The 24433-nt window shown below is 70.6% G+C and carries 22 protein-coding genes; 11 read left to right on the top strand and 11 right to left on the bottom strand.

The window, feature by feature from the left end; translation table 11 throughout:
• Window positions 1-23: 23 nt before the first annotated feature.
• Window positions 24-1469 carry a glyceraldehyde-3-phosphate dehydrogenase gene (locus tag ACZ7NC_RS13350; protein ID WP_471487710.1) on the bottom strand — a complete coding sequence of 482 codons (1446 nt, stop codon included), beginning with the start codon at window positions 1467-1469 and terminating at the stop codon, window positions 24-26.
• Between the two features lie 156 nt (window positions 1470-1625).
• Between ACZ7NC_RS13350 and ACZ7NC_RS13355 the strand changes: the two genes are divergently transcribed.
• From ACZ7NC_RS13355 to ACZ7NC_RS13370, 4 genes are all read left to right on the top strand, one after another.
• Complete coding sequence (locus tag ACZ7NC_RS13355) at window positions 1626-2585, top strand: LysR family transcriptional regulator (RefSeq protein WP_471487712.1); 960 nt, start codon at window positions 1626-1628, stop codon at window positions 2583-2585.
• Between the two features lie 159 nt (window positions 2586-2744).
• A complete protein-coding gene (locus tag ACZ7NC_RS13360; protein ID WP_471487714.1) occupies window positions 2745-4706 on the top strand; it encodes a collagenase in 1962 nt (653 codons plus the stop codon).
• 207 nt (window positions 4707-4913) lie between these two features.
• Entirely contained in the window at window positions 4914-7256 is a 2343-nt protein-coding gene (locus ACZ7NC_RS13365; protein ID WP_471487716.1) for a molybdopterin cofactor-binding domain-containing protein, read from the top strand.
• 8 nt (window positions 7257-7264) lie between these two features.
• The gene (locus tag ACZ7NC_RS13370) at window positions 7265-7741 is read left to right on the top strand and encodes a (2Fe-2S)-binding protein (protein ID WP_471487718.1); all 477 of its coding nucleotides are present in this window, start codon (window positions 7265-7267) and stop codon (window positions 7739-7741) included.
• Between the two features lie 64 nt (window positions 7742-7805).
• On the opposite strand, the gene ACZ7NC_RS13375 is transcribed toward ACZ7NC_RS13370, so the two are convergent.
• Window positions 7806-8798 (bottom strand): LysR family transcriptional regulator, encoded by a 993-nt coding sequence (locus tag ACZ7NC_RS13375; RefSeq protein ID WP_471487720.1) that lies wholly within the window; start codon window positions 8796-8798, stop codon window positions 7806-7808.
• 83 nt (window positions 8799-8881) lie between these two features.
• Here ACZ7NC_RS13375 and ACZ7NC_RS13380 point away from each other — a divergent pair, with 83 nt between their 5' ends.
• Window positions 8882-9577, top strand: coding sequence for a type 1 glutamine amidotransferase domain-containing protein (locus ACZ7NC_RS13380; RefSeq protein ID WP_471487722.1), 696 nt, complete (start codon window positions 8882-8884; stop codon window positions 9575-9577).
• Between the two features lie 113 nt (window positions 9578-9690).
• Here the strand turns inward: ACZ7NC_RS13380 and ACZ7NC_RS13385 are convergent, their stop codons facing one another.
• Complete coding sequence (locus ACZ7NC_RS13385) at window positions 9691-9930, bottom strand: hypothetical protein (RefSeq protein ID WP_471487724.1); 240 nt, start codon at window positions 9928-9930, stop codon at window positions 9691-9693.
• Window positions 9931-10093: 163 nt separating this feature from the next.
• On the opposite strand from ACZ7NC_RS13385, the gene ACZ7NC_RS13390 reads away from it, so the two are divergent.
• Together ACZ7NC_RS13390 and ACZ7NC_RS13395 are read left to right on the top strand one after the other, a co-directional pair.
• Window positions 10094-11596, top strand: coding sequence for a purine-cytosine permease family protein (locus ACZ7NC_RS13390; RefSeq protein WP_471487726.1), 1503 nt, complete (start codon window positions 10094-10096; stop codon window positions 11594-11596).
• Window positions 11593-12141 carry a cysteine hydrolase family protein gene (locus ACZ7NC_RS13395; RefSeq protein WP_471487729.1) on the top strand — a complete coding sequence of 183 codons (549 nt, stop codon included), beginning with the start codon at window positions 11593-11595 and terminating at the stop codon, window positions 12139-12141. The genes ACZ7NC_RS13390 and ACZ7NC_RS13395 overlap by 4 nt, the downstream gene beginning before the upstream one ends.
• Before the next feature lies 1 nt (window position 12142).
• Here ACZ7NC_RS13395 and ACZ7NC_RS13400 read toward each other — a convergent pair whose 3' ends face one another.
• Both ACZ7NC_RS13400 and ACZ7NC_RS13405 read right to left on the bottom strand, forming a co-directional pair.
• Window positions 12143-13096, bottom strand: coding sequence for a peptidoglycan-binding domain-containing protein (locus tag ACZ7NC_RS13400; protein ID WP_471487731.1), 954 nt, complete (start codon window positions 13094-13096; stop codon window positions 12143-12145).
• A gap of 131 nt (window positions 13097-13227) precedes the next feature.
• Window positions 13228-14577: a phosphoribosyltransferase family protein gene (locus ACZ7NC_RS13405; RefSeq protein ID WP_471487733.1), complete on the bottom strand. Its 1350-nt coding sequence runs from the start codon at window positions 14575-14577 to the stop codon at window positions 13228-13230.
• 199 nt (window positions 14578-14776) lie between these two features.
• On the opposite strand from ACZ7NC_RS13405, the gene ACZ7NC_RS13410 reads away from it, so the two are divergent.
• From ACZ7NC_RS13410 to pqqB, 3 genes are all read left to right on the top strand, one after another.
• Window positions 14777-15175 carry a hypothetical protein gene (locus ACZ7NC_RS13410; protein WP_471487735.1) on the top strand — a complete coding sequence of 133 codons (399 nt, stop codon included), beginning with the start codon at window positions 14777-14779 and terminating at the stop codon, window positions 15173-15175.
• 300 nt (window positions 15176-15475) lie between these two features.
• Window positions 15476-15877, top strand: a complete 402-nt coding sequence (locus tag ACZ7NC_RS13415; RefSeq protein ID WP_471487737.1) for an SseB family protein — start codon at window positions 15476-15478, stop codon at window positions 15875-15877.
• A 171-nt stretch (window positions 15878-16048) separates the two neighbouring features.
• Window positions 16049-16900, top strand: a complete 852-nt coding sequence (pqqB, locus tag ACZ7NC_RS13420; protein WP_471487738.1) for a pyrroloquinoline quinone biosynthesis protein PqqB — start codon at window positions 16049-16051, stop codon at window positions 16898-16900.
• Window positions 16901-16931: 31 nt separating this feature from the next.
• Here the strand turns inward: pqqB and ACZ7NC_RS13425 are convergent, their stop codons facing one another.
• From ACZ7NC_RS13425 to ACZ7NC_RS13450, 6 genes are all read right to left on the bottom strand, one after another.
• On the bottom strand, window positions 16932-17321 hold the full coding sequence (locus tag ACZ7NC_RS13425; RefSeq protein ID WP_471487740.1) for a MarR family winged helix-turn-helix transcriptional regulator: 390 nt from the start codon (window positions 17319-17321) through the stop codon (window positions 16932-16934).
• An 87-nt stretch (window positions 17322-17408) separates the two neighbouring features.
• A complete protein-coding gene (locus ACZ7NC_RS13430) occupies window positions 17409-17759 on the bottom strand; it encodes a VOC family protein (RefSeq protein WP_471487742.1) in 351 nt (116 codons plus the stop codon).
• A gap of 166 nt (window positions 17760-17925) precedes the next feature.
• The gene (locus ACZ7NC_RS13435) at window positions 17926-18957 is read right to left on the bottom strand and encodes a LacI family DNA-binding transcriptional regulator (protein WP_471487744.1); all 1032 of its coding nucleotides are present in this window, start codon (window positions 18955-18957) and stop codon (window positions 17926-17928) included.
• A complete protein-coding gene (locus ACZ7NC_RS13440; RefSeq protein ID WP_471487746.1) occupies window positions 18954-19862 on the bottom strand; it encodes a carbohydrate ABC transporter permease in 909 nt (302 codons plus the stop codon). The genes ACZ7NC_RS13435 and ACZ7NC_RS13440 overlap by 4 nt, the downstream gene beginning before the upstream one ends.
• Window positions 19859-20782 carry a carbohydrate ABC transporter permease gene (locus ACZ7NC_RS13445; RefSeq protein ID WP_471487748.1) on the bottom strand — a complete coding sequence of 308 codons (924 nt, stop codon included), beginning with the start codon at window positions 20780-20782 and terminating at the stop codon, window positions 19859-19861. Before ACZ7NC_RS13445 ends, ACZ7NC_RS13440 begins: the two co-directional genes overlap by 4 nt.
• Window positions 20779-22104, bottom strand: a complete 1326-nt coding sequence (locus tag ACZ7NC_RS13450; protein ID WP_471487750.1) for an ABC transporter substrate-binding protein — start codon at window positions 22102-22104, stop codon at window positions 20779-20781. The genes ACZ7NC_RS13445 and ACZ7NC_RS13450 overlap by 4 nt, the downstream gene beginning before the upstream one ends.
• Before the next feature lie 182 nt (window positions 22105-22286).
• On the opposite strand from ACZ7NC_RS13450, the gene ACZ7NC_RS13455 reads away from it, so the two are divergent.
• Window positions 22287-24308: a beta-galactosidase gene (locus ACZ7NC_RS13455; protein ID WP_471487752.1), complete on the top strand. Its 2022-nt coding sequence runs from the start codon at window positions 22287-22289 to the stop codon at window positions 24306-24308.
• Window positions 24309-24433 lie beyond the last annotated feature (125 nt).

Genomic DNA, 24433 nt, shown 5'->3' on the forward strand with positions numbered 1-24433 from the left:
CGGCCCCGGGCGGTCGAGCGGGATCAGACCGCCGGCGCCGGGTAGGTCGGGTACTCCACCCCGGAGACGTGCTGGACGACGCGGATGACCTGGCAGGAGTAGCCGAACTCGTTGTCGTACCAGAGGTAGAGGATCGCGTTGTCGCCCTCCACCTTCAGCGCCCCGGCGTCCACGATCGAGGCGTGGCGGGAGCCGATGAAGTCGCTGGAGACGGCGTCGGGCGCCGTGATGAAGTCGATCTGGCGGCGCAGCGGCGAGGTCAGCGACACGTCGCGCAGGTAGTCGAGGACCTCCTCGCGAGTGGTCTCGCGCCCCAGCTGGAGGTTGAGGATCGCGATGGAGACGTCCGGCACCGGGACGCGGATCGAGCTGCCGGTGATCCTCGCCTTGAGGTCGGGCAGCGCCTTGGCGACGGCCGAGGCGGCGCCGGTCTCGGTGATGACCATGTTCAGCGGCGCACTGCGGCCGCGGCGCTCGGACTTGTGGTAGTTGTCCAGCAGGTTCTGGTCGTTGGTGAACGAGTGGACGGTCTCCACGTGGCCGCGCAGCACGCCGTACTCGTCCTCCATCGCCTTCAGCGGCGGGACTATGGCGTTGGTGGTGCAGGAGGCGCAGGACAGGATCTGCTCGTCCGGCTTGAGGGTGTCGTGGTTGACGCCGTGCACGATGTTCGGGACGTCGCCCTTGCCCGGGGCGGTCAGCACGACCTTGTCGATGCCGGGGCGCAGGTGCTCGGACAGTCCCTCGCGGTCGCGCCACTTGCCCGTGTTGTCGATCAGGATGGCGTTCTTGATGCCGTACGCCGTGTAGTCGACCTCGCTGGGGTCGTTGGCGTAGATCACCTTGATCGCGTTGCCGTTGGCGTTGATCGTGCTGTTGGCCTCGTCGACGGTGATCGTGCCCTGGAACTGGCCGTGGATGGAGTCACGGCGCAGCAGCGAGGCGCGCTTCACGATGTCCTGCTCGCCGCCGCCCCGGACGACGATGGCCCGCAGCCGCAGGCCGTTGCCCGAGCCGGACTTCTCGATCAGCAGCCGGGCCACGAGCCGGCCGATGCGGCCGAAGCCGTACAGGACGACATCGCGCCCCTCACCGCGCTCGATCTTGTTGGCGCCGGTGGCACCGGCGACGGCCTCGGCGGTGAACGCCTCCACGGTCAGACCGCGGTCGTCGGCCTTGTACGTCGCGGCCAGCATGCCGATGTCGATCTGCGACGGGCCGAGGTCGAGCTCGGTGAGGGCCTTGAGGAACGGCAGGGTCTCGGTGACCGAGAGCTCCTCACCGGCGATCTGCCGGGCGAACCGGTGGGTCTTCAGGATGCTGACCACCGACTTGTTCACCAGGGAGCGGCTGTGGAGGAGGACGGTGACGTCCCGCTCCCGGTGCAGCTTCCCGATGAGCGGGATCATCGACTCCGCGATCTCCTCGCGGTTCTTCCAGTTGGTGAACGAGTCGTCGTTGACAGTCACAGGCCTATCTTTCGAGCTAGGAGGCGCTCATATGCTAACCGCAGCTTCCGATGAGTGTTCAAAGGGGGTCTGCGTGAAGCGAGATTGTCCTGTTTGTAAGTAATTGCTCTTTTTGTTCAAGCGTGCGTTCTGTCGACGCGGAGGAGGAGTGGACGGGTGGAGCTGGAGCTACGGCATCTGCGGGTGCTGTGCGCCATCGCGGACGCGGGGAGCGTGGGCCGGGCAGCGGCCGAGCTGGGGTACTCGCAGCCCGCCATGAGCACCCAACTCCGGCGGATCGAGCGGCACTTCGGCGAGTCGCTGTTCGAGCGCGGCCCGACGGGCGTGCGGCTGACGCCGTACGGTTTCGAGGTGGTCGCCCAGGCCCGTGACGTCCTCGCCCGGGCCGACGCGATCGGGCGCCGCTCCGCCTCCGGTGCCGGGTCCGCGCGCCGGACCCTGCGGGTGGCCGCGACCAACTCGCCGATGCTGGCCGGCATGGTCTCGGGCGTGCGCTCCCGGCTGCCGGACGTCTCGCTCGCGGTGAGCAGTGTCTACGCCTCCTCGCGGATCGTCGAGCTGCTGGAGGAGGGCGTGGTGGACGCGGCCATCGCCGCGGACTACCCGGGCAGGGAGCTGGAACACTCGGACGCCCTCGCCCACCGCGGCATCGTCACCGAGCCCACGTTCGTGGCCCTGCCGTACCGGCACCCGCTCGCGCGGCGCGCGCAGGTCGCCCTCGCCGACCTCGCCGACGAGGCGTGGTTCCTGACACCGGACGACGGCGCGGGCTGGCCCGGCGTCTTCTACTCGGCCTGTGCGGCGGCCGGTTTCACGCCCGCGGCCGTGCACGAATTCCTGGGCGACCAGCAGCAGTTGCAGGGAATGATCGCCGACGGGCTCGGCGTGGCCGTCGTGCAGCCGACGATGCGGCCGGTGCCGAACGTGGTCGTCAAACCGCTGGTCGGTACACCGTTGTGGTGCCGGTACGTGCTGGCCTGGCGGCGCACGGCGCTCGCCGAGGGAGTGATCGACGCCCTGTTCCAGTCCGCGACCGACGCCCACCGCCAACTCGTGGGCCGGTCACCGCACTTGAGGACGTGGGCCGCCCGGACATGGAGCGCGACCGGGGGATAGACAGACGGCACCTCGGCGCGCTGGTCGGGGTCGGATGTTATGTCTCGGCAGTGCCATGTGCTATGTCACACGGCATTGTTGAGCCGACGCGGCGTTGAGACAGTGCCTCACACGCCTCAACACCCGTATCGAGGCGCATCCACCCATGAAGGAATCCAGATGCGCTACCGCTTCGTGCTGCCCAGACGCATGGTCACGGCGCTCGCCGCCTGCGTCACCGTCTGCGGCTTACTGTCGACGCCGGCACTCGCCACACCCGCGCCCCGGGCCGACGCCGCCCCTACCACCTCCCGGGACGCGACACAGCCCCCGCCGCCGGCCGGCCCGACCCTCAATGCCGCCGCCCGTCCCGCCGTACAGGACCGGCCACTCACCCCCGCCCACCTCCCCCCTCTGACGCCGACGCGCATCCCGACCCGCCCGACCACGGACCCCGGCCTGCAGGCCGCCCCCTGCACACCCGGCGACTTCGGGCGCCGGACCGGAGCCGCACTCGTCGCGTTCGTCAAGGCGTCGACCACGGACTGTGTCAACTCCCTGTTCGGGGTCACCGGCACGGACGCGCGCGCCGTCTTCCGTGAGTCCCAAATGGTCACGATCGCCGAGGCGTTCACGCGCACGGCACGGCAGTACGCCGGCGACAACTCCGCCCGCGTGTGGCAGCTCGTCCTGTTCCTCCGGGCCGGCTACTACGTGCAGTTCAACAACCCGGACGACGTCGGCCCGTACGGCGCGCCGCTGGCCCGGAACACCGTCCGCGGACTGGACGCCTTCTTCGCCCGTCCGCACTCCAGGGACGTCAGCGCCGCCAACGGCGACGTGCTGGGCGAGGTCGTCATCCTCACCGACAGCGCCGACCAGCAGGCCCGCTATCTGCGGGTCTACCAGCGGATATTGAAGGCGTACGACAGCTCCTACGACGCGATCCCCGCCATGCTGGCGGCCGTCAACTCCGTGTACACCCCCCTGTGGCGCGGCAACTGGAACGAGGAGTACGTCAGCGCGGTCACCGCCGACCCGTCCGTCGTCCGGACCCTGCACGCCTTCGCGCGCGACCACCTCGACCTGCTCGGCACCGACCGCGCGTACCTCACCTCCAACGCCGGGATGAACCTGGCCCGTTACGTCGAGCACCCGGCCCTGCGGCCCACGGTGCGCCCCCGGGCCCGGCACCTGCTGGACACGACCCGGATCACCGGGCCCACGGCAGGTCTGTGGGTGGCGGTGGCGACACAGGCCGACTACTACGACCGCGCCAACTGCGCCTACTACGGCGTCTGCGACCTGACCGGCCGGCTGACCCGGGCCGCCCTGCCCGTCACCCGCGACTGCGACACGATGCGCACGATCCGGGCCCAGTCGCTCACCTCGGCCGACCTCGACGCGGCCTGCGCCAGTGTGCTGCGCCAGGACGCGTATGTGCACGACCTGGTCAGGGACGACGGACCCATCCCGGGCCAGTACCTGTCGACCCTCGACCTGTTCGTCTTCGCCAGCCGTGAGGACTACCGGACGTACGCCGGAGCCATCTTCGGCATCAGCACGGACAACGGCGGTATGACGCTGATCGGAGACCCGGCGGACCCCGCGAACGAACCGTTCGCGGTCATGTACCAGAAGAGCCAGGACACCGGACACGCCGCCCGGATCTGGAACCTCAACCACGAGTACACGCACTACCTCGACGCCCGCCACGACATGAAGGGCGACTTCGCCCAGCAGACCTCGGTGCCGGACGTCTGGTGGATCGAGGGGCTGGCCGAGTACGTCTCCTACGGCTACCGCGGCATCACCTACGACCAGGCGGTCAAGGAGGCGGACAGGCACACCTACCGGCTGAGCACCCTGTTCCAGAACACCTACAGCAACAGCGACGTGACCCGCACCTACCCGTGGGGCTACCTCGCCGTCCGCTACATGTTCGAGCGTCACCCGGCCGACGTCCACCGCATGCTCGCCCGCTTCCGCGTCGGTGACTACGCGGGCGGATACGCCGTCTACGCCACCGACATCGGCACCCGCTACGACGCCGACTTCGACCAGTGGCTGACGGCGTGCGCCGCCGGCGCGTGTGCGGCGCCGGCCGTCGGACGAGAGTCGTCCCGGGGATCCGCACGCTGATCAGCACGCCCTGGCGCGGCTCCAGGTGAAGCTTCGCCCTGGCCGGGCCGGTACGTCATGTCTCGTCCGCCCGGAGCTTCACAGGTGAGGCGTGTTGTGGGCGTTGCGTGTCGAAGCGCCGCCAGGATCTTCCGGAACGCGTGCGGGCCGTGCACAGTCAGGAGCCGCCGAGCACGGCCGCACGCCACGTCGCCGGGAGGCCAGCCGATGGGAACTCACCACCGCTCCGAGCGGCCGGACACCGCGTCCGCCGCCGACCCCGACGGCGTCAGCCGACGCCGCTTCCTCGGCTATGTGGTCGCCGCCTCCACACTGACCGTCGCCGCATCCCTCGCGGAGGCGGTCCTCGCGCCCACCGAGGCCGCCTCGGCGGTCCCCTCGCTGCCCGGCCCGGCCGAGATCTACGACCTCAACGACATGCTCACCCATGCCGCGCTGCCCACGGCGAACCTGATCACCATCCGGCTCGACAGCGACGGCACGGCCTCCTTCGCCCTGCCGCGGGCCGAGGTCGGCCAGGGCATCACCACCTCCAGCGCCATGCTGATCGCCGAGGAACTCGACCTGCCGCTGGAGCGGATCCACGTCACCCTCGCCGACGCACGGCCCGAGCTGCTGTTCAACCAGCTCACCGGCGGCTCGAACACCACCATCTCCACCTACACCCCGATCCGCGTCGCCGCCGCCGTGGCCCGCGGCCGTCTGCTGAGGGCCGCCGCGCTCGAACTGGGGGAGGCCGTCGGCACCCTGACGGCGAAAGCGGGGGTCATCACCTCCACCGTGACAGGGAAGAGCCTCGGCTACGGCGAACTCGCCGAGAAGGCCGCCTCGGTGGCCACCGGCCAGGTCGCCGTCACCCTCAAGGAGTCCGCCGACTTCCAGGTGATCGGAACCGCGCGGCGACGCGTCGACGCGCTGGAGGCGGTCACCGGCCGCAAGAAGTTCGCCATGGACGTGCACGTGCCGGACGCGCTGCCGACGATGGTGTGCCGGCCGCCGACGATCAACGGCACCGTCCGCTCGGTGCAGAACCTGGACGCGGTGCGGGCCATGCCCGGCATCACCGACGTCGTACGCGTCTCGACCGGCGTCGCGGTGCGCGGCCGTACCTTCGGGCAGTGCATCGACGCGGTACGCGCGCTCCAGGTCGGCTGGGGACCCGGGACCACCGAGGACGCCTCCGACGACAGCATCCGCGCCGAGCTGCGCAGGGCCGAACTCCCGCTGCCCGGGCTGGATCTGCTGACCAAGTCGGTCGACGCCCGGTTCACCTTCCACTTCGCCAGCAACAGCGCCCTGGAGACCAACTGCGCCGTTGCCGACGTGCGCGAGGACTCGGCCGAGATCTGGGCGAGCCTGAAGGCGCCGATCGTCGCCCAGGAGGAGATCGCCCGGGGGCTCGGACTCCCGGTGAGCGCGGTCAAGGTCCATGTGACGGAGGGCGGCGGCTCCTTCGGCCGCAAGCTGTTCCACGACGCCGCCGGCGAGGCCGCCGAAGTCTCGCGGGCGATGGGCAAGCCGGTCAGACTGATGTGGCACCGCACCGACGACTTCCGCCAGGGCCGGACGCATCCGATGTCCACCTCACGGGTGCGTGCCACCTACGCGCTCGGCCAGGTGCTGACCTACGACCAGCGCCACACCTCCGTGGCCACCGACTTCGGCCACGGCGTCGGCGAGATCATCACCGCCGAGGCGAGCCGCCTGCCCGTCGGTGATCTCACCTTCTCCCAGACGATCTTCACCCTCACCCAGCAGACCCCCTACCACTTCGGCGTCGTCACCCAGCTCCTCAGCGAGACCGACAAGGGCTTCAACACCGGCTCCATGCGCAACATCTACTCGCCCAACGTGCGCTGCGCGCAGGAGCTGGTGGTGGACGAGCTGGCGAAGCGCATGGGCAAGGACCCCTACCGGTTCCGCCGCGCCCTCCTCAAGGACGAGCGGGCACGGGCCGTTCTCGACAAGGTCGCCGAGGTGGGGGAGTGGGGCCGTGCCATGCCGGACGGAACCGCGCAGGGCATCGCGCTCCACCCCGAGTACCACGCCTGCGTCGCGGTGCTCGCCGAGATCGACTGCCGCCCGGAGACCACCGGACGGGAGATACCCGACGCGTACACGGGCCCGCGCGTGACCAAGGTCGTGTGCGCCGTGGACGTGGGTCTGGCGGTGAACCCGCGCGGCCTTCAGGCCCAGATGATGGGCGGCATCATGGACGGCATCGCGATCACCCTCAGCTCTGGACTGCATCTCGACAACGGACGCTTCCTGGAGGGCAGTTGGGACAACTACTTCTACACCCGCCAGTGGAACACCCCGCCGCAGCTGGAGATCATCGTGATGCCGCCGACCACCGACACCCCCGGCGGCGCGGGCGAGTTGGCCGTCGCGGGCGCCATGGCGGCCGTGGCCTGCGCCTACGGACGCGCGACCGGCACGATGCCGACGACCTTCCCGGTCAACCACGGCGAACCGCTCGGCTTCGACCCGCTTCCCACCAGCCCGCCGATCCCGGCGTCCCCCACCGACGGCCTGAGCCGCGCCTTCTAGGAGCCAGCGTGCCCGAACACACCTTCATCCTCAACGGCGAGTCCGTCACCGTGGACATCGAGGACGACGTACGTCTGCTGTGGGTGCTGCGGGACGTCCTTGGCGTCACCGGACCGAAGTACGGCTGCGGGCTCGGCGTCTGCCAGGCGTGCACGAGCCATATCAACGGCCGTGCGTTCAACCCCTGTTCGGTCCCGGTGAAGGATCTGCGGCCCACCGACGAGGTCACCACCATCGAGGGCCTGCCCGCCACGGTCGGCAAGGAGCTCCACCCCATGCAGGAGGCCTGGCTGGAGTACGACGTCGCCCAGTGCGGCTACTGCCAGCCCGGCCAGATCATGACCGCCGTGGCCAAGGTCCGCCAGGCCCGCGAAGAGGGCCGTGACATCACCGAGGCCGACCTCGACGAGATCCGCAACGTCTGCCGCTGCGGGACGTACCACCGCATCCGGGAGGCGATCGTTGCAGGCGCGAAGAAGTACTGAACGCGCCCCATGACCGTGTCGGTGACGTCGGGGGCGGCGACTGCGCCGGCTGAGCCTCACGGCGTCACCAATCGCGGGCGGTCTCCAGCAGGTGGTCGCGGACCAGGGCGACATGCGGGTTGCCTGAGGAGCCCGGGCGCTGGACGAGGAAGCCGGTGTTGATGGGCGGATCGTCCGGGTCGTGCAGCAGCACCAGAGCGCCCGAGAGCAGCTCGGCGGCGCACAGGTAGCGCGGGAGCACGCTGAACCCCGCGCCGCCCGCCACCGCGGCCTTGACCGCGTTCAGGTCGGGCATGGTGACCGCCGGCTGGCGGACCAGACGCCTGCCGAAGACATGACGCCAGTAACGGCGCACGATCGGCACGTCCTCGGCGTAGGCGACCAGCGGCACGCTGTGCAGTGCGGCGGGCCCGTCGGCCGCGATCCGCGCCGGTCCGCCGCTGCGCTCCGCCCAGGCAGGCGCCGTGACCAGCACGAACTCCTCGTCCATCAGCGGCACCGAGGCCAGGGTGCGACCGCGCGGCCGGTACGTCGACAGCACCAGGTCGTAGCGGCCCGCCCGCAGTTCCTCCAGGAGCGGCTCGGTCAGGCCGGGCGTGACACGCAGCCGTACGCCCTTGTCGACCAGCGGCGCGAGGGCCGGCATGACGCGGTGGGTCAGGAGCTCGGCCGGACCGGCGAGATGCACCGGCTCCGCCGGGTGGACGTCGGCGGAACCACCCGGACCCGTGACGGCGGCGAGGGCGTCCAGCGGCTCGACGATCCGGGCGGCGAGTTCGTCCGCGTAGGGTGCCGGGGCGACGCCGCGCGCCTGACGCTGGAAGAGCTCCCGGTCCAGCTGCCGCTCCAGCGCGCGGATCTGGGTGGTGACCGTCGGCTGGGACAGGCCCAGCAGACGGGCGGCGGCGGTGAAGGAGCCGGTGCGGTACACGGCCAGGAACGTGCGCAACAGGTTCAGGTCCACCGACGCCGCGCCGCTGAACTGGGCTCTCCGCGCCTGTGCTCCCTCCGAATCCGCATCGGATGCATTGGATGCATCGGAATCTCTATGTCTCATATGCATGAGCCTATTGGATTCCAATGGCAGGGCGCGCCTACGGTCGGGACAACGACCCACTCCGCCGCTGGAAAGAGCACCCCATGTCGAAGATCCTTTTCGTGATGACCGGCGCCGACCACTGGACGCTGGCCGACGGAACGAAGCACCCCACCGGCTTCTGGGCCGAGGAGGCCGTCGCCCCGTACGAGGCGTTCAAGGCCGCGGGCCATGAAGTCGTCGTGGCCACGCCGGGCGGCGTCGTACCGACCGTCGACCAGGGCAGCCTCGCGGCCGCGGTCAACGGAGGTCAGGAGAACGCCGACCGGATCGCCGCCGTGCTCGCCGAGATGACGGAACTGAGGGAACCGGTCCGGCTGACGGATGTGAACCTCGGCGACTACGCCGCCGTGTTCTACCCCGGCGGTCACGGTCCGATGGAGGACCTGGCCGTCGACGCCGACTCCGGCAAGCTGCTGACCCTCGCCCTGGAGTCCGGCAAGCCGCTCGGCGTCGTCTGCCACGCCCCCGCGGCACTGCTCGCCGCCACGAAGGCCGACGGCACCAACACCTTCGCCGGCTACCGGGTGGCCGCGTTCACCAACGCGGAGGAGACCGCCTCCGGCCTCGCCGACAAGGCCAAGTGGCTGCTCCAGGACCGGCTCACCGAGGCCGGCGTGCAGGTCCAGGTGGGTGAGCCGTGGGTTGCGAACGTGGTCGTCGACCGCAATCTGGTCACCGGCCAGAACCCCTCCTCCTCGGCCCCGCTCGCCGTGGAACTGCTGAAGAAGCTGGGCTGAGCCAGGGGCGCCGCCCGGCTCGGCCAGGCCCTCGGCCGCGACGGCGCCTTCAGCCCCTGCGGGGCGGTGGGCACTGCGCGCGGCCGAGGCCTGAGACCCTTACCTACTGCTACCTACTGCATGAACGAGGTGTCGGCGTCACCGAAGTCCTGCTCCTGCTCCATGTCCTGGCCCCCTGCAGCGCCGAAGCCGGCGCCACCCTGGTCGGTGAACGTGGGCCCCTGCCATTCCTGGGTTCCCTGGCTGCCGCCGACGCTGCTCTGGTCGTCGACGTCCGCGTGGGCGGCGGTGGCGCCGCCGAAGAGCGCCAGAGCTCCGAGGGCGGTGGCGGCAAGTGCGGTGCGAATACGCATTCGTACTCCTGTGGTTGAGTGCTGTTGCCCCATGAACATCACCCTCGGAAGGCAACAGGTACACCAAGAGCCACTCGGACGAGTGACTGTCGCATGGCAACCAGCGCGACGGACACCCGCAGACGGTGTTCCGCGGCGGGATGAGTGGTGCGACGATGCCGCAGTGATCACATCCTCGGACCCACTCGACGGCAGACCCCCGAGCCGCAGGCTCCAGGTGGAGACCCACGGCCTCGACGTGATCGCCGACGTCGAACGCAAAGGCACTCCCCGAATCCTGTTCTGGCCCTGGTTCGGGGCCAATGTTTCCATCCTGGGCCTGAGTTACGGTGCCTTCGCGCTCGGCTTCGGGATCTCGTTCTGGCAGGCCCTGATCGCCGGAGTCGTCGGCATCGTCTTCTCCTTCCTGCTGTGCGGGTTCGTCGCCGTGGCCGGAAAGCGCGGCTCCGCGCCGACCATGGTGCTCGGCCGCGCCGCGTTCGGCGTGCGCGGCAACCGCCTGCCGTCGGTGATTTCCTGGGTCCTCACCGTCGGCTGGGAGACCGTGCTCTGCGCCCTCGCCACCATGGCCACCGCCACGGTGTTCGACCGGCTCGGCTGGGGCGGCGGCACCGGAACCAAGGTGGTCGCCCTCGTCCTGGTGGGGGCGTTGACCGTCGTCGTCGGTGTCATGGGCTTCGACCTGATCATGCGGCTCCAGACCGTCATCACCGTGGTCACGGGCGTGCTCACCCTTGTCTACGTCGCCCTGGTCGCCGACCACGTCCACTGGTCCGCCATCAGCGCCGTGCCGACCGGCTCCGCCCAGGAGTTCATCGGCGCGCTCGTCTTCATGATGACCGGCTTCGGTCTCGGCTGGGTCAACGCGGCCGCCGACTACTCCCGCTATCTGCCGCGCACCGCGTCGAGCCGAGGCGTGATCGGCTGGACCGCCTTCGGCGCGTCGCTGGCACCGCTGCTCCTGCTGGTCTTCGGCCTCCTGCTGGCCGGTTCCTCCAGCAAGCTCAACGCGGCCGTCGCCGCGGACCCGATCGGCGCGCTGACGACGATCCTGCCGACCTGGTTCCTGGTCCCGTTCGCCGTCGTCGCCGTCCTCGGCCTCGTCGGCGGCGCGGTCCTCGACATCTACTCGTCCGGCCTTGCCCTGCTCTCGGCGGGCCTGCGCATGCCGCGGTACGTGGCCGCACTGGTCGACGGCGTCCTGATGATCCTCGGCTCCGTCTACATCGTCTTCGTCGCCGACGACTTCCTCGGCCCGTTCATGGGCTTCCTCACCACGCTGGGCGTCCCCATCGCCGCCTGGTGCGGCATCATGCTCGCCGACCTGGCCCTGCGCCGCCGCGACTACGACGAGCCCGACCTCTACCGCCCGACCGGCCGCTACGGCGACGTACCGCTCACCCCGCTGCTCCTGACCCTCACGGCCACCGCGCTCGGGTGGGGCCTGGTCACCAACTCGACGGCGAGCTGGCTGGAATGGCAGGGCTATCTGCTCGGCCCGCTGGGCATCGGCGGCAGGTCCGGCGCCTGGGCGTACGCCAACCTCGGCGTCCTCGCGGCCCTCGCGCTCGGTTTCCTCGGCACGCTGGTGCTGCGCCGCGGACGCGTCCGAGAGCAGGAGGAGCGGGCACCGAGCCCCACGGCGGACGCGGGGGCCGCCGTATGACCGCCGGGTTGCTCGCGGTCATCGACATGCAGCGCGTCTTCGCCGACCCCGACAGCCCCTGGGCCGCCCCGCGATTCGCCGAGGCGGCGGAAGGTGTACGGCGTCTGCTGCCGGCCTTCGGGGACCGGGTCACGTTCACCCGTTTCGTGGCGCCCGAGAAACCGGAGGGCGCCTGGCGGACGTACTACGAGCAGTGGCCCTTCGCCCTGCGACCTCCGGACGCCCGGCTCTGGCAGCTCACCGACGAGTTCGCCGCCCGCGCACGGCATGTGCTGGACGCCACCACCTTCGGCAAATGGACCCCGGAACTGGCCCGGCGCACCGCCTCGGAGGGCCGCCTCGTGCTGGCCGGCGTCAGCACCGACTGTTGCGTCCTGTCCACGGCCCTGGCAGCCGCGGACGCGGGCGTCGAGGTGCTGGTCGTCGCCGACGCGTGTGCGGGCGCGGACGACGACTCGCACACCAGGGCTCTGCAAGTGCTGGACCAGTACCGGCCGTTGGTCAAGGTCACGACGGTCGCCGAGCTGCCGGCGACGGCGACGTGACTCACGGCTGAGAGGTCTCGGATTCGAGTGCCCTCCGGGTCGCTGTGCCGTAGACGCCCGGCTCGTCCGTGAGGATCACGCGGGTGAGTTGGTAGCCGCGTACCGCGTTCTCGACCTGACGGTCGTAGTCGCCGTCGATGGTGCCGTTGTAGTAGCCGATCTGGCGCAGGCGGAGCTGGAGTTCGGTCACTTCCGGTCCGCTGTCACCGAAGCGGAGGATCGGGTCCTGCTGTTCAGGGGGGCTCGGCTCGGCGGGGGCGGCCGAGGGGCCGAAGCTGGGGCCGGGAGCGGACGGGGACTCGGTGGGGGTTGTGGAGCGAGTCGGGGTGGGGCTCTCGCCGGTGGGAGTCGTGCCGGCAGAGGACGTCGGGCTTCCGGAGACCGGGGCGGGGGAGACACTCTCGGACGGCGCCCCTTGGGGGCCCTCCCCGGTGGCATCGTCCGGGACCGGCGCCCGCACGCCGTCGGACGGAGCGTCGTCCCGCGCGGGGCTCTCGTACGAGAGGAGTCCGCCGACGAGAGCCCCCGTGACGAGCACGGCCAAGGCGGCTCCCGCGCCGGTGATCAGAAGGGTGCGGTGCCGACGCCGGGGGACTTGCGGGGCGCCCGCGTCCGGAAGGAGCGGTTCGTCCCCCTCTCCGGGGAGAAGGGAGGCCTCGGCGAAGCCCGGCCCGGTGCCGAACACCGTTCCGGCGGTGGGCGTCCCCTCCGGATCCGGCGAGTCCCCTCGTTCCTTCGGGACTTCGGTGTCCTTCGCGACCTTCCCGGCGTCGTCGCCGAGTTCCACGAACGGCCGTATCCGCACCGGATCGAAGTCCTCCGCGGCTGCCGCCTCCGCCGTGCGCGTGTCGCGGCGGGCATCGGACGCCCGCCGGGCGCAGGAGCAGGCGGGAGTTCCGTCCGATGCCCTGGGCGTGCCGCACTCCGGGCAGACGGGGCCGTTCGGTTCGCTCACGCGTGGGGTCCCTCTCCGTGCAGAGATCCAGAGTTCAGGCATACGTTCTGCACGCGATCTCCATGACCCCGGAGGCCGGCGGAGTCCGGGCCTCCGGACCGTCGCGACCAAAGCCGCGAGGGTTCCGTATGTCACGCCGACCGACGTGGCGGCGCAGGCGCGGTGGGCCGGTCGAGGTGGGTGGTGAACCAGTCGCGGGCCAGTTCGGCGACCATGGTGAGGGTGCCGGGCTCCTCGAAGAGGTGGGTGGCGCCCGGGACGACGGCGATACGGTGCTCGCAGTGCATCCGGTCGGCGGCCAGGCGGTTGAGGCTGAGCACCTGAGTGTCACGGCTGCCGACGATGAGCAGGGTCGGCGCCCGTACGTGGGTCAGCGCCGCCGGGGTCGCCAGGTCGGGGCGGCCGCCGCGGGAGACGACCGAGCCGATGCCGGAGTCGGACAGTGCGGCGGCCTCCAGCGCGGCGGCGGCTCCCGTACTGGCTCCGAAGTAGGCGACGGGCAGGCCGGTTTGATCACGCAACCACACGGACGCGGCGTGCAGGCGCCGGGCGAGCAGGAGGATGTCGAAGACGTTGTGCCGGTCGTGCGCCTCGTCGTCGGTCAGCAGGTCGAGCAGCAGGGTGGCCAGGCCGGCGCGATTGAGGGCGGTGGCGACGTACTGGTTGCGCGGGCTGTGCCGACCGCTTCCGCTGCCGTGCGCGAAGGCCACCACCGTCGGCGCCCCGTCCGGTACGACGAGGTGGGCGCCCAGCCGGGCCCCGGCGGCGGGGATCAGCACTTCGCGGTTCGACGGTGACGCGGATTGCGCCCGCGGGAGCGGAGCCGGGAGCTCGGACTGGGGCGTTCGGCGGGCGGCCGCCGTGAGCAGGGACGTGACCTCGGCGTCCGAGACCTGGGCGAAGTCCCGGTACCAGGCGCCCACGGCGCCGAGGATCCGGTGCGTCTGCGGGCAGACGACGTCGTCGGCCACTTGCCGGAGCCGGGCCACGCTGTGGGACGGCGCGACGGGCACGGCGAGCACGACACGGGCAGCGCCCTGACCTCGTACGACTCGACAGGCCACCTCGGCTGTCGCTCCGGTGGCGAGCCCGTCGTCCACGACGACGGCCGTGCGACCGGCGATCGGCAGTGCGGCCCGCCCCTGCCGGTAGTCCCGCACACGCCGTTCCAGCTCGGCCCGCTCTGCTTCCTCCACGGACGCCTGCTCGGCGGAATCCAGCCCGGCCTCGCTGATCACATCCCGGTTCAGGACACGGACGCCATCCTCGCCGATCGCCCCGAAGCCCCACTCCGGCTGCCGGGGCACGCCCAGCTTGCGCACCACCAGCACATCCAGCGGCGCGCCGAGATGCCGGGCCACTTCGGCCGCCACGGGCAGTCCACCGCGCGGCAGGCCCAGCACCACCACATCCTGACCGCGCAGCTCCTCCAGCCCTCCGGCCAGCAGCCGCCCGGCCGCCCTGCGGTCCTCGTAACGCATACACCGCCTCCCGCGCCCATCAGGGCGGGAGCCTGTCCCGTCCTTCTCAGGCTACGACTCTTCGCCCGCCGCCGACGCCGGGCGGGGACCGCGCGAGGGGACCTCTCCAAGGTCAATTCGATTGCGCTCGCGGCTACGGACCCGGCATCGTTCCCGGACACCCACCCGCCCCGTCCCCGCCCGTCGAGGAGACGCACCGGTGTCCGACATTGCCCCGCGCCGCCTGGCCCTGCTCGGCGGAGGCTTCTCCACCGAGGAGGACGGTCTGCTCGACGACTGGCTCCTGGGACACGCGGGCGCGCCCCGACCGAGGATCTGCTTCCTGCCGACGGCCAGCGGCGACGCGTCCGCGTATGCCGAGAGGTTTCTGGCCGCCACCGACTCATTCGGGCCGCTGACGTTCCTGACGGACGGCTTGGGCCTGCTGCCGGGCTCGGTCTGCCCCCACTACGACAGCGAACCGGGACGCCACCCCTCGTTCCGAACCACGCGCTTTGCCGCCCCGGCATGGTCGGTGGTGAGATCGCGCTGTGGATCACGACTCGCTGAGCGCGGGTGCCGGAACGCCCTCGGGTCCGATGAGTCTTCCGCGCACTGATTCCTGGCTATAACTACGAAACGGGCCGAAGCCGGACCGTGTCCTCGATGCCCAGGAGTACGGCCCTCGTCGGTCGGGTTCGCCCGTGGGCCGGGCAGGACCGGACGTGGTCGCCGCGCTCCGCGCTGTTCGGCGGGACGCCTGCGTCCGACCACATTCCGCTGATTCGGTGAGGACGGCCGATGCTCCGAGGACCACCCCGCGTCATCCGCCCGATCCCCCGGACAGTCATAGGAATGCTCCGGTCCGGATCGGGTACGCGAGCAGGGCTGTAGACCGTCGCTATCCAGGGGATCTGCCATGGAAACACCCGCGAACGACAACACCGCCACACCGGCACGGCAGGCGCTGGACGCGCTGGCCGACAACACGGAGGACAGGGCGGCGATGGACACGCTCGCGAGCAGCGACGTCCTCGTCCCGGTGCCCGACGATGTGGGCGAGGCGGACGCAACCGACCCCGGCGCCGTGGCGCTGCCGGTCATCGAGCGCCCGGGCGGCGAGCCGGTCGTCCCGGTTTTCACCTCCGAGCCCGCGATGGCAGAGCTGCTGCCCTACATCTCCCGCTACCGCCTGGTACCGCTGGGCGCACTCGCCTCCCAGTGGCCGTCCGAGGATCTGGCTCTGACCATAGACGCCGGGTCCGCGCATCCGCTGACCCTGACCTCGGAGGGCGTACGCACCCTGCTCGCCCGCCCCTGATCCCACGGGGTACCGGGCCGGACACCTGAGTCGGCCTCCCCCCGCCCGCCCCGACTGGTTCCGGCCGCGCCCCGAAGGTCGGCCGGAACTGCTCCCTGCCCCGGGGTGGTTCGGCCGTACGGAGAGGGAAGATCCCATCGAGGGGCCGACGCGAAAGGGTGGGGGGTCGTCTTGAGGGTCGTCCTGCTCGGCACCGCCGCCGGAGGCGGCTTTCCGCGCTGGAACTGCGCCTGCGTCCGGTGCGACGCCGCACGTGACGGGAAGCTTCCGGCCCGCGGCCCGGAATGCGCGGCCGTCACCGGCAACTCCCGCGACTGGTGGCTGCTGAACACCTCACCGGACATCCGCGCCCAGCTCAACGCCGCCTCCGCCCTGTGGCCGGGCGCCCGGCACACCCCGGTGCGGGGCGTGCTGCTGACCGACGCCGAGGCCGATCACCTGGCCGGCCTGGCCGTGCTGCGCGACGCCGCGGGGATGAAGACATACGCCGCCCCACCGGTGCTCGCCGCCCTGGGCCCGGCGCGGGCGGCGCTCGGCCGGCACGCCCCGTGGGAGTGGGCGGACAGCCTCACCGAGGGCGGATTCGTGCTGGCAGGCGGCCTGGTCGTCACGGCGCACCCGGTCGGGGGCAGGGCGCCGGCGTATGTACCGGCCAGGACGTCGGATCGTCGCTGGGTGACGGTGTACCGGGTCGAGGACCTGGCCACCGGACGCGTCCTCGTGTACGCACCCCGCGTCGGCACCTGGTCCCCGCTGCTGGACGACCTGATCGCGACGGCCGACTGCGTCGTACTGGACGGTACGCACTTCACGCCCGACGAGGCGCCGCAGAACGGGTCCCATCTGCCCGTCTCGGGCCCCGCCGGCAGTCTCGCCGCGCTGGCCCGCCACTCGCACGCCCGCCGGATCTACACCCACCTCGCCGACACGAACCCCCTGCTCGACCCGGGCTCGGCGGCCCGTGCACAGGTGTCCGAGGCGGGCATCGAAGTCCTCCCGGACGCCGCCGAGTTCGCGCTGTAGCCGCTCGGCGCCCGTCGCTCGCCGCAGGCCGTCAGCCGCTCAGCGTCCGGGCCAGCGCGTCGCGCTGCAACGGCAGGACCTCGGCGTGCAGGTCACGGCCCTTGCGGGTCAGGGTGACATACACGCCGCGACGGTCCTCGGCGCAGACGGAACGCTCCACCAGCCCGTCCTTCTCCAGTCGGCCGATCAGCCGGGACAGCGCGCTCTGGCTGAGATGCACCCGTCCGACGAGGTTCTGCACCCGGCACTGCTCGCCTTCCTCGGGCGCCGCCGTCGCGAGGATGTCGAGCACCTCGAAGTCGCTCGCTCCAAGGCCGTGCGGGTGCAGTACGCGGTCGATCTCGCACATCGTGCGGGCGTGCACGGACAGGATGTTCCGCCACCGTTGCTCGAGCCCCACGTCGGCCGTTTTCGCTGCCATACCGGCACGGTAACACCGATTCGGCCATTTGTTGTGCGTGCAACTAGTGCGCGTGCAAGTGTGCGCCGCGGCCGACGCTCGGTGCGGTCAGCCGGTCGGGTCCTGGAGCAGCCCGACGAGGTTGCCGTCGGCGTCCTTCACGGAGGCGATCAGCCTGCCGCCGCCGACATCGTGGACGTCCTGGAGCGGTTCGGCGCCCGCCTTCAGCAGTGCTGCGTGCGTCGCCCTGATGTCGCTCACGTGCCAGTAGGGGACCGGGCCGGTCATGCCCTTCGCGTGTCCATTGGGGTCGAGACCGACGTCCTGACCTGCGTCCTTGTAGCCGACGTAGTACGGCTCGTCCGCATAGGGCTCCGTGGCCAGCAGGGCGCTGAACAGGGCCTTCGCCCGGTCGAGGTCCTTGACGGGGTAGATGATCGTGTTGACTCCGGCGGTCATGACGTCCTCCTCGGTGAAACGTGGCCGACGGGTTTTCGTCGGTGGTTTCACGCTAGGACGGGGGAGCGCCGGGCCGCTTCTCGATTCCTGACCGGCTCGCGAGTTCCTGCCCGACCCGCCCCCTCGCGACCCGCTCATGCCTCCACCCCCCACGCCCCCGACACCCCTACGTCGAGTCCCGCCTCACCAGCTCCGTCGGCAGGATGACCGCGGCCGGGTCCTCGCCGCCGATCTGCGCGAGCAGCAGCCGCACCATCTCGGCGCTGATGCGGTCGTAGGGCTGCCGGATCGTCGTGAGGGCGGGGCTGGCCTCCGTCGCCGCGACGGAGTCGTCGAAGCCGCCCACGGACACGTCCTCGGGCACCCGGCGCCCCGCCCGGTGGAGCGCCGCCAGGGCGCCCTGGGCCATCAGGTCGGAGGCCACGAACAGGGCGTCCAGGTCGGGTGCCTGCGCCAGCAGCCGCTCGGCGGCGGCCTCGCCGCTGGCCCGGCTGTAGTCGCCGGAGACGATGAGCCGCTCGTCGATCTCGATTCCCGCCTCGGTGAGCACCTCCTTGTAGCCGGCGAGGCGATCCACCCCGCCCGGGGTGTCCAGCGGGCCGCTCACCACGCCGATCCGGCGGCGGCCCACGGACAGCAGATGGCGCACCATGTCCCGGGCGCCGTCCCGGTCGTCGGCGGCCACGTAACTCACCTTGGAGCCGGGCCCCATGGGCTTGCCGCACTGGACGAGGGGCACACCGGCCTCGCGCAGTTCCTCCGCGACCCGGTCACCGGAGTGGCTGGACACCAGCAGCACCCCGTCGACGTGCCCGGCCGTGATGTACCGCGTGATGCGCCGCCGTTCGTCCTTCGTACCCGCCAGCATCAGCAGAAGCGGGATGTCGTGCGCGGCGAGCGCCTGGGTGCAGCCGCTCAGCAGGACGTTGAAGTTGGGGTCCTCGAAGAACCTCTCCTGCGGTTCGGTCAGCAGGAAGCCGATCGAGTCCGAACGGCCCGTGATCAGTGAGCGGGCATGCCGGTTGACCACGTAACCCGTCTTGCGGATCGCCGCGTTGACCGCGTCCTGCGCGGCCGGGCTGACGTAGTGCCCGCCGTTGAGCACGCGCGAGACGGTGCCCCGTGAGACTCCGGCCTCGCGCGCCACGTCGTGGATGGTCGGCGGTCTGCGTCGGCCCCCCGTGTTGCTCATGGTCATGACTTTACGGCCCCGGAAAGCAGATCCAGGCTCCAGAAGCGCTGGACGACCAGGAAGAGCGCCACCAGCGGAAGCACCGCGAGGAACGCGCCGGTGATCACCAGCGTGTACAGCGCCGGGGTGTTGGCGCCCTGTTCGAGGAGCGTGAACAGGCCCAGCGTGATCGGGAACTTCTCGTCGTCGCTGAGCATGATGTACGGCAACAGGAAGTTGTTCCAGATCGCCACGAACTGGAACAGGAACACCGTCACCATGCCGGGCACCATCATCGGCAGCGCGACTCGGGTGAAGATCCGCCACTCGCTCGCCCCGTCCATCCGCCCTGCCTCGACCACATCGGCCGGGACGGCGGCGGACGCGTAGATCCGCGAGAGGTAGACACCGTACGGCGAGAGGATCTGCGGCAGCAGCACGGACAGATACGAGTCCGTCAGGTCGGCCTTCGCCAGCAGCAGGTACTGCGGGATGGCGAGGATGACCGGCGGCATCAGCACGCCGGCGAGCAGCACGTTGAAGATCGTCTCCCGGCCGGGGAAGCGGTAGACGGCCAGCGCATAGCCGCTGAACGCCGAGACGACCGTCGACAGCAGGGCGCCGAGACCGGCGTACAGGGCGGAGTTGCCCATCCACTCCCAGTAGACGCCGTCGCGGTAGGCGCTCAGGTCCGAGAGGTTGTCGGCGAAACCGGTGCCCGGCAGGAACGTGAACGTGGAGAACAACTCGCTGCCGGACTTGGTCGCGGCGATCACGACCCAGGCGACGGGCAGCAGACAGTAGATCGCGCCGAGCAGCAGCGTGACCGTAGGTGTCAGCGCGATCCGGCGGCGCAGTGGCGGACGGCTGTGGACCGTCCCGGGGGCGGTGCCGGCGGCCGGCCCCGTCTTGCTCACGGCAAGAGAACTCATCGTGCTGCCTCCTGCCTGTTACGACGGTTCGCGGCTCGCAGGAAGCCGAAGGACAGCAGCAGCGTGGCCAGGGCGATGATCGTGGCCTGGGCGGCCGCCGCGTGGATGTCGCCCTTGCCGAAGGCGTCCTGGTACACCTTCATCAGCGGACTCCAGGTCGTGGACACGGAGTTGGTGAGCGGCTTCAGAGTGGTCGGCTCGTTGAACACCTGGAGCGTGGCGATGATCGAGAAGAAGAAGGTCAGCACCAGCGAGGGCGCCACCATCGGGATCTTGATCCTGAGCGCGATCTGCAGCGGCGTGGCGCCGTCCAGCCTGGCCGCCTCGTACACCTCGGCCGGGATGGCCCGCAGCGAGGTGTAGATGACGATCATGTTGAAGCCGGTACCGCCCCAGACCGCGATGTTCGACAGGGCGAGGTAGAGCGGGCCGCCGTCGAGCAGGTCCGGTTGCGGCAGCCCCAGCTTCGCCAGCACGTAGTAGAAGGGGCTGACGTCCGGCAGGTACAGGAAACCCCACAGCAGAGCGGCCACGACGCCCGGGATGGCGTACGGCAGGAAGATCGCGAGCCGGGTGAAGGGCGCGAGCCGCACCTTCTCCGAGTCGAGCATCAGCGCGAACAGCAGGGCGAGGCCCAGCATCACCGGCACCACGATGCAGCCGTAGCCGAGCACACGCAGCGCGCCGTTCAGCAACTCGCTGTCGGTGAGGGTGTCGGTGTAGTTCTCCAGTCCGGCCCAGACCTCCTTGCGGGCGCCGGACCCGAGACCGAGCCCGGAGACCTTCATCTTGCGGAAGCTGAGCCAGATCGCGTAGCCGATGGGCAGTGCGAAGAACAAGGCGAAGAGGATCGTCGCGGGGAGGAGGAAGGCGTACGGGGCCCCCTTCACCCCGTACGCCTTCCGGCTTGTGCTGGTCACTCGGAGACCTCGAAGCCCTGCTTCTTCAGGTCGGCGACCGTGTCGTCCTGCATCGAGTTCAGGGCGGCGACGAAGTCCGACTTGTCCTTGGCGGCCTTGCCGAACGCGTCCTTGAACGTCGTGTAGGCGACGTTCACATTCGGACCCCACGCGGACGGCGCCGTGGTCTCGGCGATCTCGGCGGCCTTGGTGTAGAAGTCGGCCTGCTGGGAGAAGTAGTCCGGCGGCGTGGTGAACGCGCCGCTGAGCTGGGCCGACGTGGAGGCCGGGTAGATGCCGCTCTCCTTGGCCAGCGCGTTGAGGGCGTCGCCGTCGGTGTTCAGCCAGGCGGCGAACTTCGCGGCGGCCGCCTTGTGCTGGGAGTCGGTGGTGACGGCGGTGGAGGAGCCGCCCCAGCTGCCGGTGACGTTCTCCGACTGCGACCACTGGGGGAGCGGGGCCATGGCCCACTTGCCCTTGGTGGCGGGCGCGGCCGTGGTCAGCGTGCCCGGCGCCCACACGGCGCTCACCCAGGCGATCTGCTTGCCGGTGTTGAGCGCCTTGTTCCAGGCCGGCGTGTACATCGGCTGGTTGTCGACGGCGCCCTCCTTGACCAGGTCACCCCAGAACTTGGCGACCTTCTGGGAGGCGGCGTCGTCGATGCCGACCTGCCACTTGTCGCCGGAGGTCGTCCACCACTTGGCGCCGGCCTGCTGGGCGAGACCCGCGAAGAGCCCGGAGTCATTGGCGGAGAAGGTGGTCAGGTCCGTGTCCGGGGCCTTCTTCTTCAGCGCGCGGGCCGTCTCGGCGAACTGTTCCCAGGTGGTCGGGACGCTCAGGCCGTACTTCTTGAACAGGTCCTCGCGGTAGTAGAACATCATCGGCCCGATGTCCTGCGGGACCGCGTAGACCGCGTCGGTGCCCAGCGTGGTCTGCTGCCACACACCGTCGGCGAACTTGCCCTTCGCGTCGCCGACTTCGCCGGCTATGTCCGCGACCGCGTCATTGCTGACCAGCGTCGGCAGCGCCTGGTACTCGGCCTGCACCAGGTCGGGGCCCTTGCCGGCCTTGTGCGCGGTGAGGATCTTGGTGACCAGCGTGTCGCCGGACGCCTGCTTCTTCACCGTGACGGTGATCTGGTCCTTCTTGCCCGGACCCTTGTTCCACAGGTCGACGACCTTGTCCATGCCGGGCGTCCAGGTCCAGTACGTCAGCGAGACGGGACCGGACTCGGCCTCGCTGTCCTCGGAGCCGCAAGCGGTGAGGGCGGTCGCGCCGAGGGCGACGGCGACACATGTGGCTGCACTTCTGGACAAGAGCCGTCGGCGCTGTGAGATGGGCATGGATCTCTCCCCTGACCTGGGCCCTCGCCTGCTGCGAGGGCCTGCCATGCTTCTGTGAGCGTTCACAGTAGAGAAACATCCCGGACACTTGTCAATGGTTGTTGCTGTGCGGTTATGTTGGGCTCGCACCGCCGATCGAGTGTGTGCACGTTCCCAAATGATCGACCAAACGGGAGAGATCCATGCCGGAGACCAACCCCAGGGGCCTCACCGGGCTTGCCTTCGGTGGGGACTACAACCCCGAGCAGTGGCCGGAAAGCGTCTGGGCGGAGGACGTCCGGCTGATGCGGGAGGCCGGCGTCACGATGGTGAGCGTCGGGATCTTCTCCTGGGCCCTGCTGGAGCCCGCTCCCGGCGCGTACGACTTCGGCTGGCTGGACCGTGTGTTCGACCTGCTGCACGAGCACGGCATCCGCGTCGACCTGGGCACACCGACCGTCTGCCCGCCCGTGTGGTTCTACCGCGCCCACCCCGAGGCGCTGCCCGTGACGGCGGAGGGCGTGCGCCACGAGTTCGGCTCACGCGCCGCCATCTGTCACAGCAACGCGGACTACCGCACGGCGGCCGCGACCATCACCACCAAGCTCGCCGAACGCTACGGCGACCACCCGGCGCTGGCGATGTGGCACGTGCACAACGAGTACGGCGTCCCCGTCTCGGCCTGCTACTGCGACTCCTGCGCCGCCCACTTCCGCCGCTGGCTGGAGTCGACGTACGAGACGGTCGACGCGCTCAACGAGGCCTGGGGCACCGCCTTCTGGGGCCAGCGCTACACGGACTTCGGGCAGATCAACCCGCCACGCCGCACACCCACCGCCGTCAACCCGGCCCAGGCGCTGGACTACAAGCGGTTCGCCGACGCCACCATGCGCGAGAACTTCCGTATGGAGCGGGACATCCTGCACCACCTCTCACCCGGCGTGCCGGTCACCACCAACTTCATGACCGCCCTCAGCCAGTGCGACTCCGTGGACTACTGGGCCTGGGGCCGTGAGGTCGACATCGTCACCAACGACCACTACCTGATCACCGACGGCCGCCGCACCCACGTCAACCTCGCCATGGCCGCGGACCTCACGCGCTCGGTGGCCCAGGGAGCGCCCTGGATCCTGCTGGAGCACTCCACCTCGGGCGTCAACTGGCAGCCCCGCAACCCGGCCAAGGCCCCGGGCCAGATGGCCCGCAACTCCCTCGCCCATGTGGCGCGCGGCTCCGAGGGCGCCATGTTCTTCCAGTGGCGGCAGTCCCGGCGCGGCGCCGAGAAGTTCCACTCGGCGATGCTCCCGCACGGCGGCACCGACACACGCGTGTGGCGTGAGGTCGTCGAACTCGGCGCCGCCCTCGACCTGTTGAGCGGCGTGCGCGGCACCCGCACCCAGGCCGACGTGGCCATGCTCTGGGACTGGCAGTCCTGGTGGGCGCAGAACCTCGACTGGCGCCCCAGTGAGGACCACGACGCCCGCGAGCGCGCCGACGCCTTCTACGAGGTGCTCTTCGACCGCCACCTCACGGTCGACTTCGCCCCTCCGGAAGCCGACTTGTCGAGATATCCCCTTGTCGTCGTACCGGCCCTGTACCTGATGACCGAGGCGGCCGGGCACAACCTCAAGGAGTACGTCGAGAGCGGCGGCACCCTCGTCGTGTCGTACTTCTCCGGCATCGTCGACGACCACGACGCCGTGCACGAGGGTGCCTGCCCCGGCGCCCTGCGGGATGTCCTCGGCCTGACGATCGAGGAGTTCTCGCCGCTGCTGCGGGAGCAGTTGGTGCGCATCACCGGCCCCGACGGCTCCGAGCTCAGCGGCGACGTGTGGTCGGAGTTCGTCGTCCCGCGCGGGGCGGAGACCGTCTGGACGTACGCCGACGGCCTGACCGCCGGCCACCCCGCCGTCACCCGGCACCGGCTCGGCGAGGGCACCGCCTGGTACGTCTCCACGCGCCTGGGCGCCGAGGGCCTCGACGCGCTGCTCGGCTGGGCGATCGAGGACGCGCAGGTCACACCGCGTGTCGACCTTCCCCATGATGTCGAGGTCGTGCGCCGCGCCGGCGAGTCGGGCAGCTATCTGTTCGCCGTCAACCACACCGCGTCGGACGCCAAGGTGCCGCTGGAGGCGCCCGGCACCGAGCTGCTGACCGGAGAACGCGCCGCGGGTCGCCTGGAGGTCCCCGCGGGAGCCGTCCGGGTCGTACGACTCGACGGCTGAGCCGACTCCCCTCCGCCCGCGTGTGCCGCGAGCCGCGGGCGGAGGGGCTCCTCACCGCGGCGGTTTCGTCAACGCCGTGGCGAGGCCCTCGCCGGCCTCCCCGGAGAGGGACCCCCATCCCCATA

The organism is Streptomyces sp. NPDC111802 (assembly GCF_055634335.1).

Coding starts and splice junctions, on each gene's coding strand:
- ACZ7NC_RS13360 (WP_471487714.1), top strand. CDS start 2,745: ATGCGCTACCGCTTCGTGCTGCCCAGACGCATGGTCACGGCGCTCGCC.
- ACZ7NC_RS13365 (WP_471487716.1), top strand. CDS start 4,914: ATGGGAACTCACCACCGCTCCGAGCGGCCGGACACCGCGTCCGCCGCC.
- ACZ7NC_RS13375 (WP_471487720.1), bottom strand. CDS start 8,798: ATGAGACATAGAGATTCCGATGCATCCAATGCATCCGATGCGGATTCG.
- ACZ7NC_RS13380 (WP_471487722.1), top strand. CDS start 8,882: ATGTCGAAGATCCTTTTCGTGATGACCGGCGCCGACCACTGGACGCTG.
- ACZ7NC_RS13385 (WP_471487724.1), bottom strand. CDS start 9,930: ATGCGTATTCGCACCGCACTTGCCGCCACCGCCCTCGGAGCTCTGGCG.
- ACZ7NC_RS13395 (WP_471487729.1), top strand. CDS start 11,593: ATGACCGCCGGGTTGCTCGCGGTCATCGACATGCAGCGCGTCTTCGCC.
- ACZ7NC_RS13405 (WP_471487733.1), bottom strand. CDS start 14,577: ATGCGTTACGAGGACCGCAGGGCGGCCGGGCGGCTGCTGGCCGGAGGG.
- ACZ7NC_RS13415 (WP_471487737.1), top strand. CDS start 15,476: ATGGAAACACCCGCGAACGACAACACCGCCACACCGGCACGGCAGGCG.
- ACZ7NC_RS13425 (WP_471487740.1), bottom strand. CDS start 17,321: ATGGCAGCGAAAACGGCCGACGTGGGGCTCGAGCAACGGTGGCGGAAC.
- ACZ7NC_RS13430 (WP_471487742.1), bottom strand. CDS start 17,759: ATGACCGCCGGAGTCAACACGATCATCTACCCCGTCAAGGACCTCGAC.
- ACZ7NC_RS13435 (WP_471487744.1), bottom strand. CDS start 18,957: ATGACCATGAGCAACACGGGGGGCCGACGCAGACCGCCGACCATCCAC.
- ACZ7NC_RS13440 (WP_471487746.1), bottom strand. CDS start 19,862: ATGAGTTCTCTTGCCGTGAGCAAGACGGGGCCGGCCGCCGGCACCGCC.
- ACZ7NC_RS13450 (WP_471487750.1), bottom strand. CDS start 22,104: ATGCCCATCTCACAGCGCCGACGGCTCTTGTCCAGAAGTGCAGCCACA.
- ACZ7NC_RS13455 (WP_471487752.1), top strand. CDS start 22,287: ATGCCGGAGACCAACCCCAGGGGCCTCACCGGGCTTGCCTTCGGTGGG.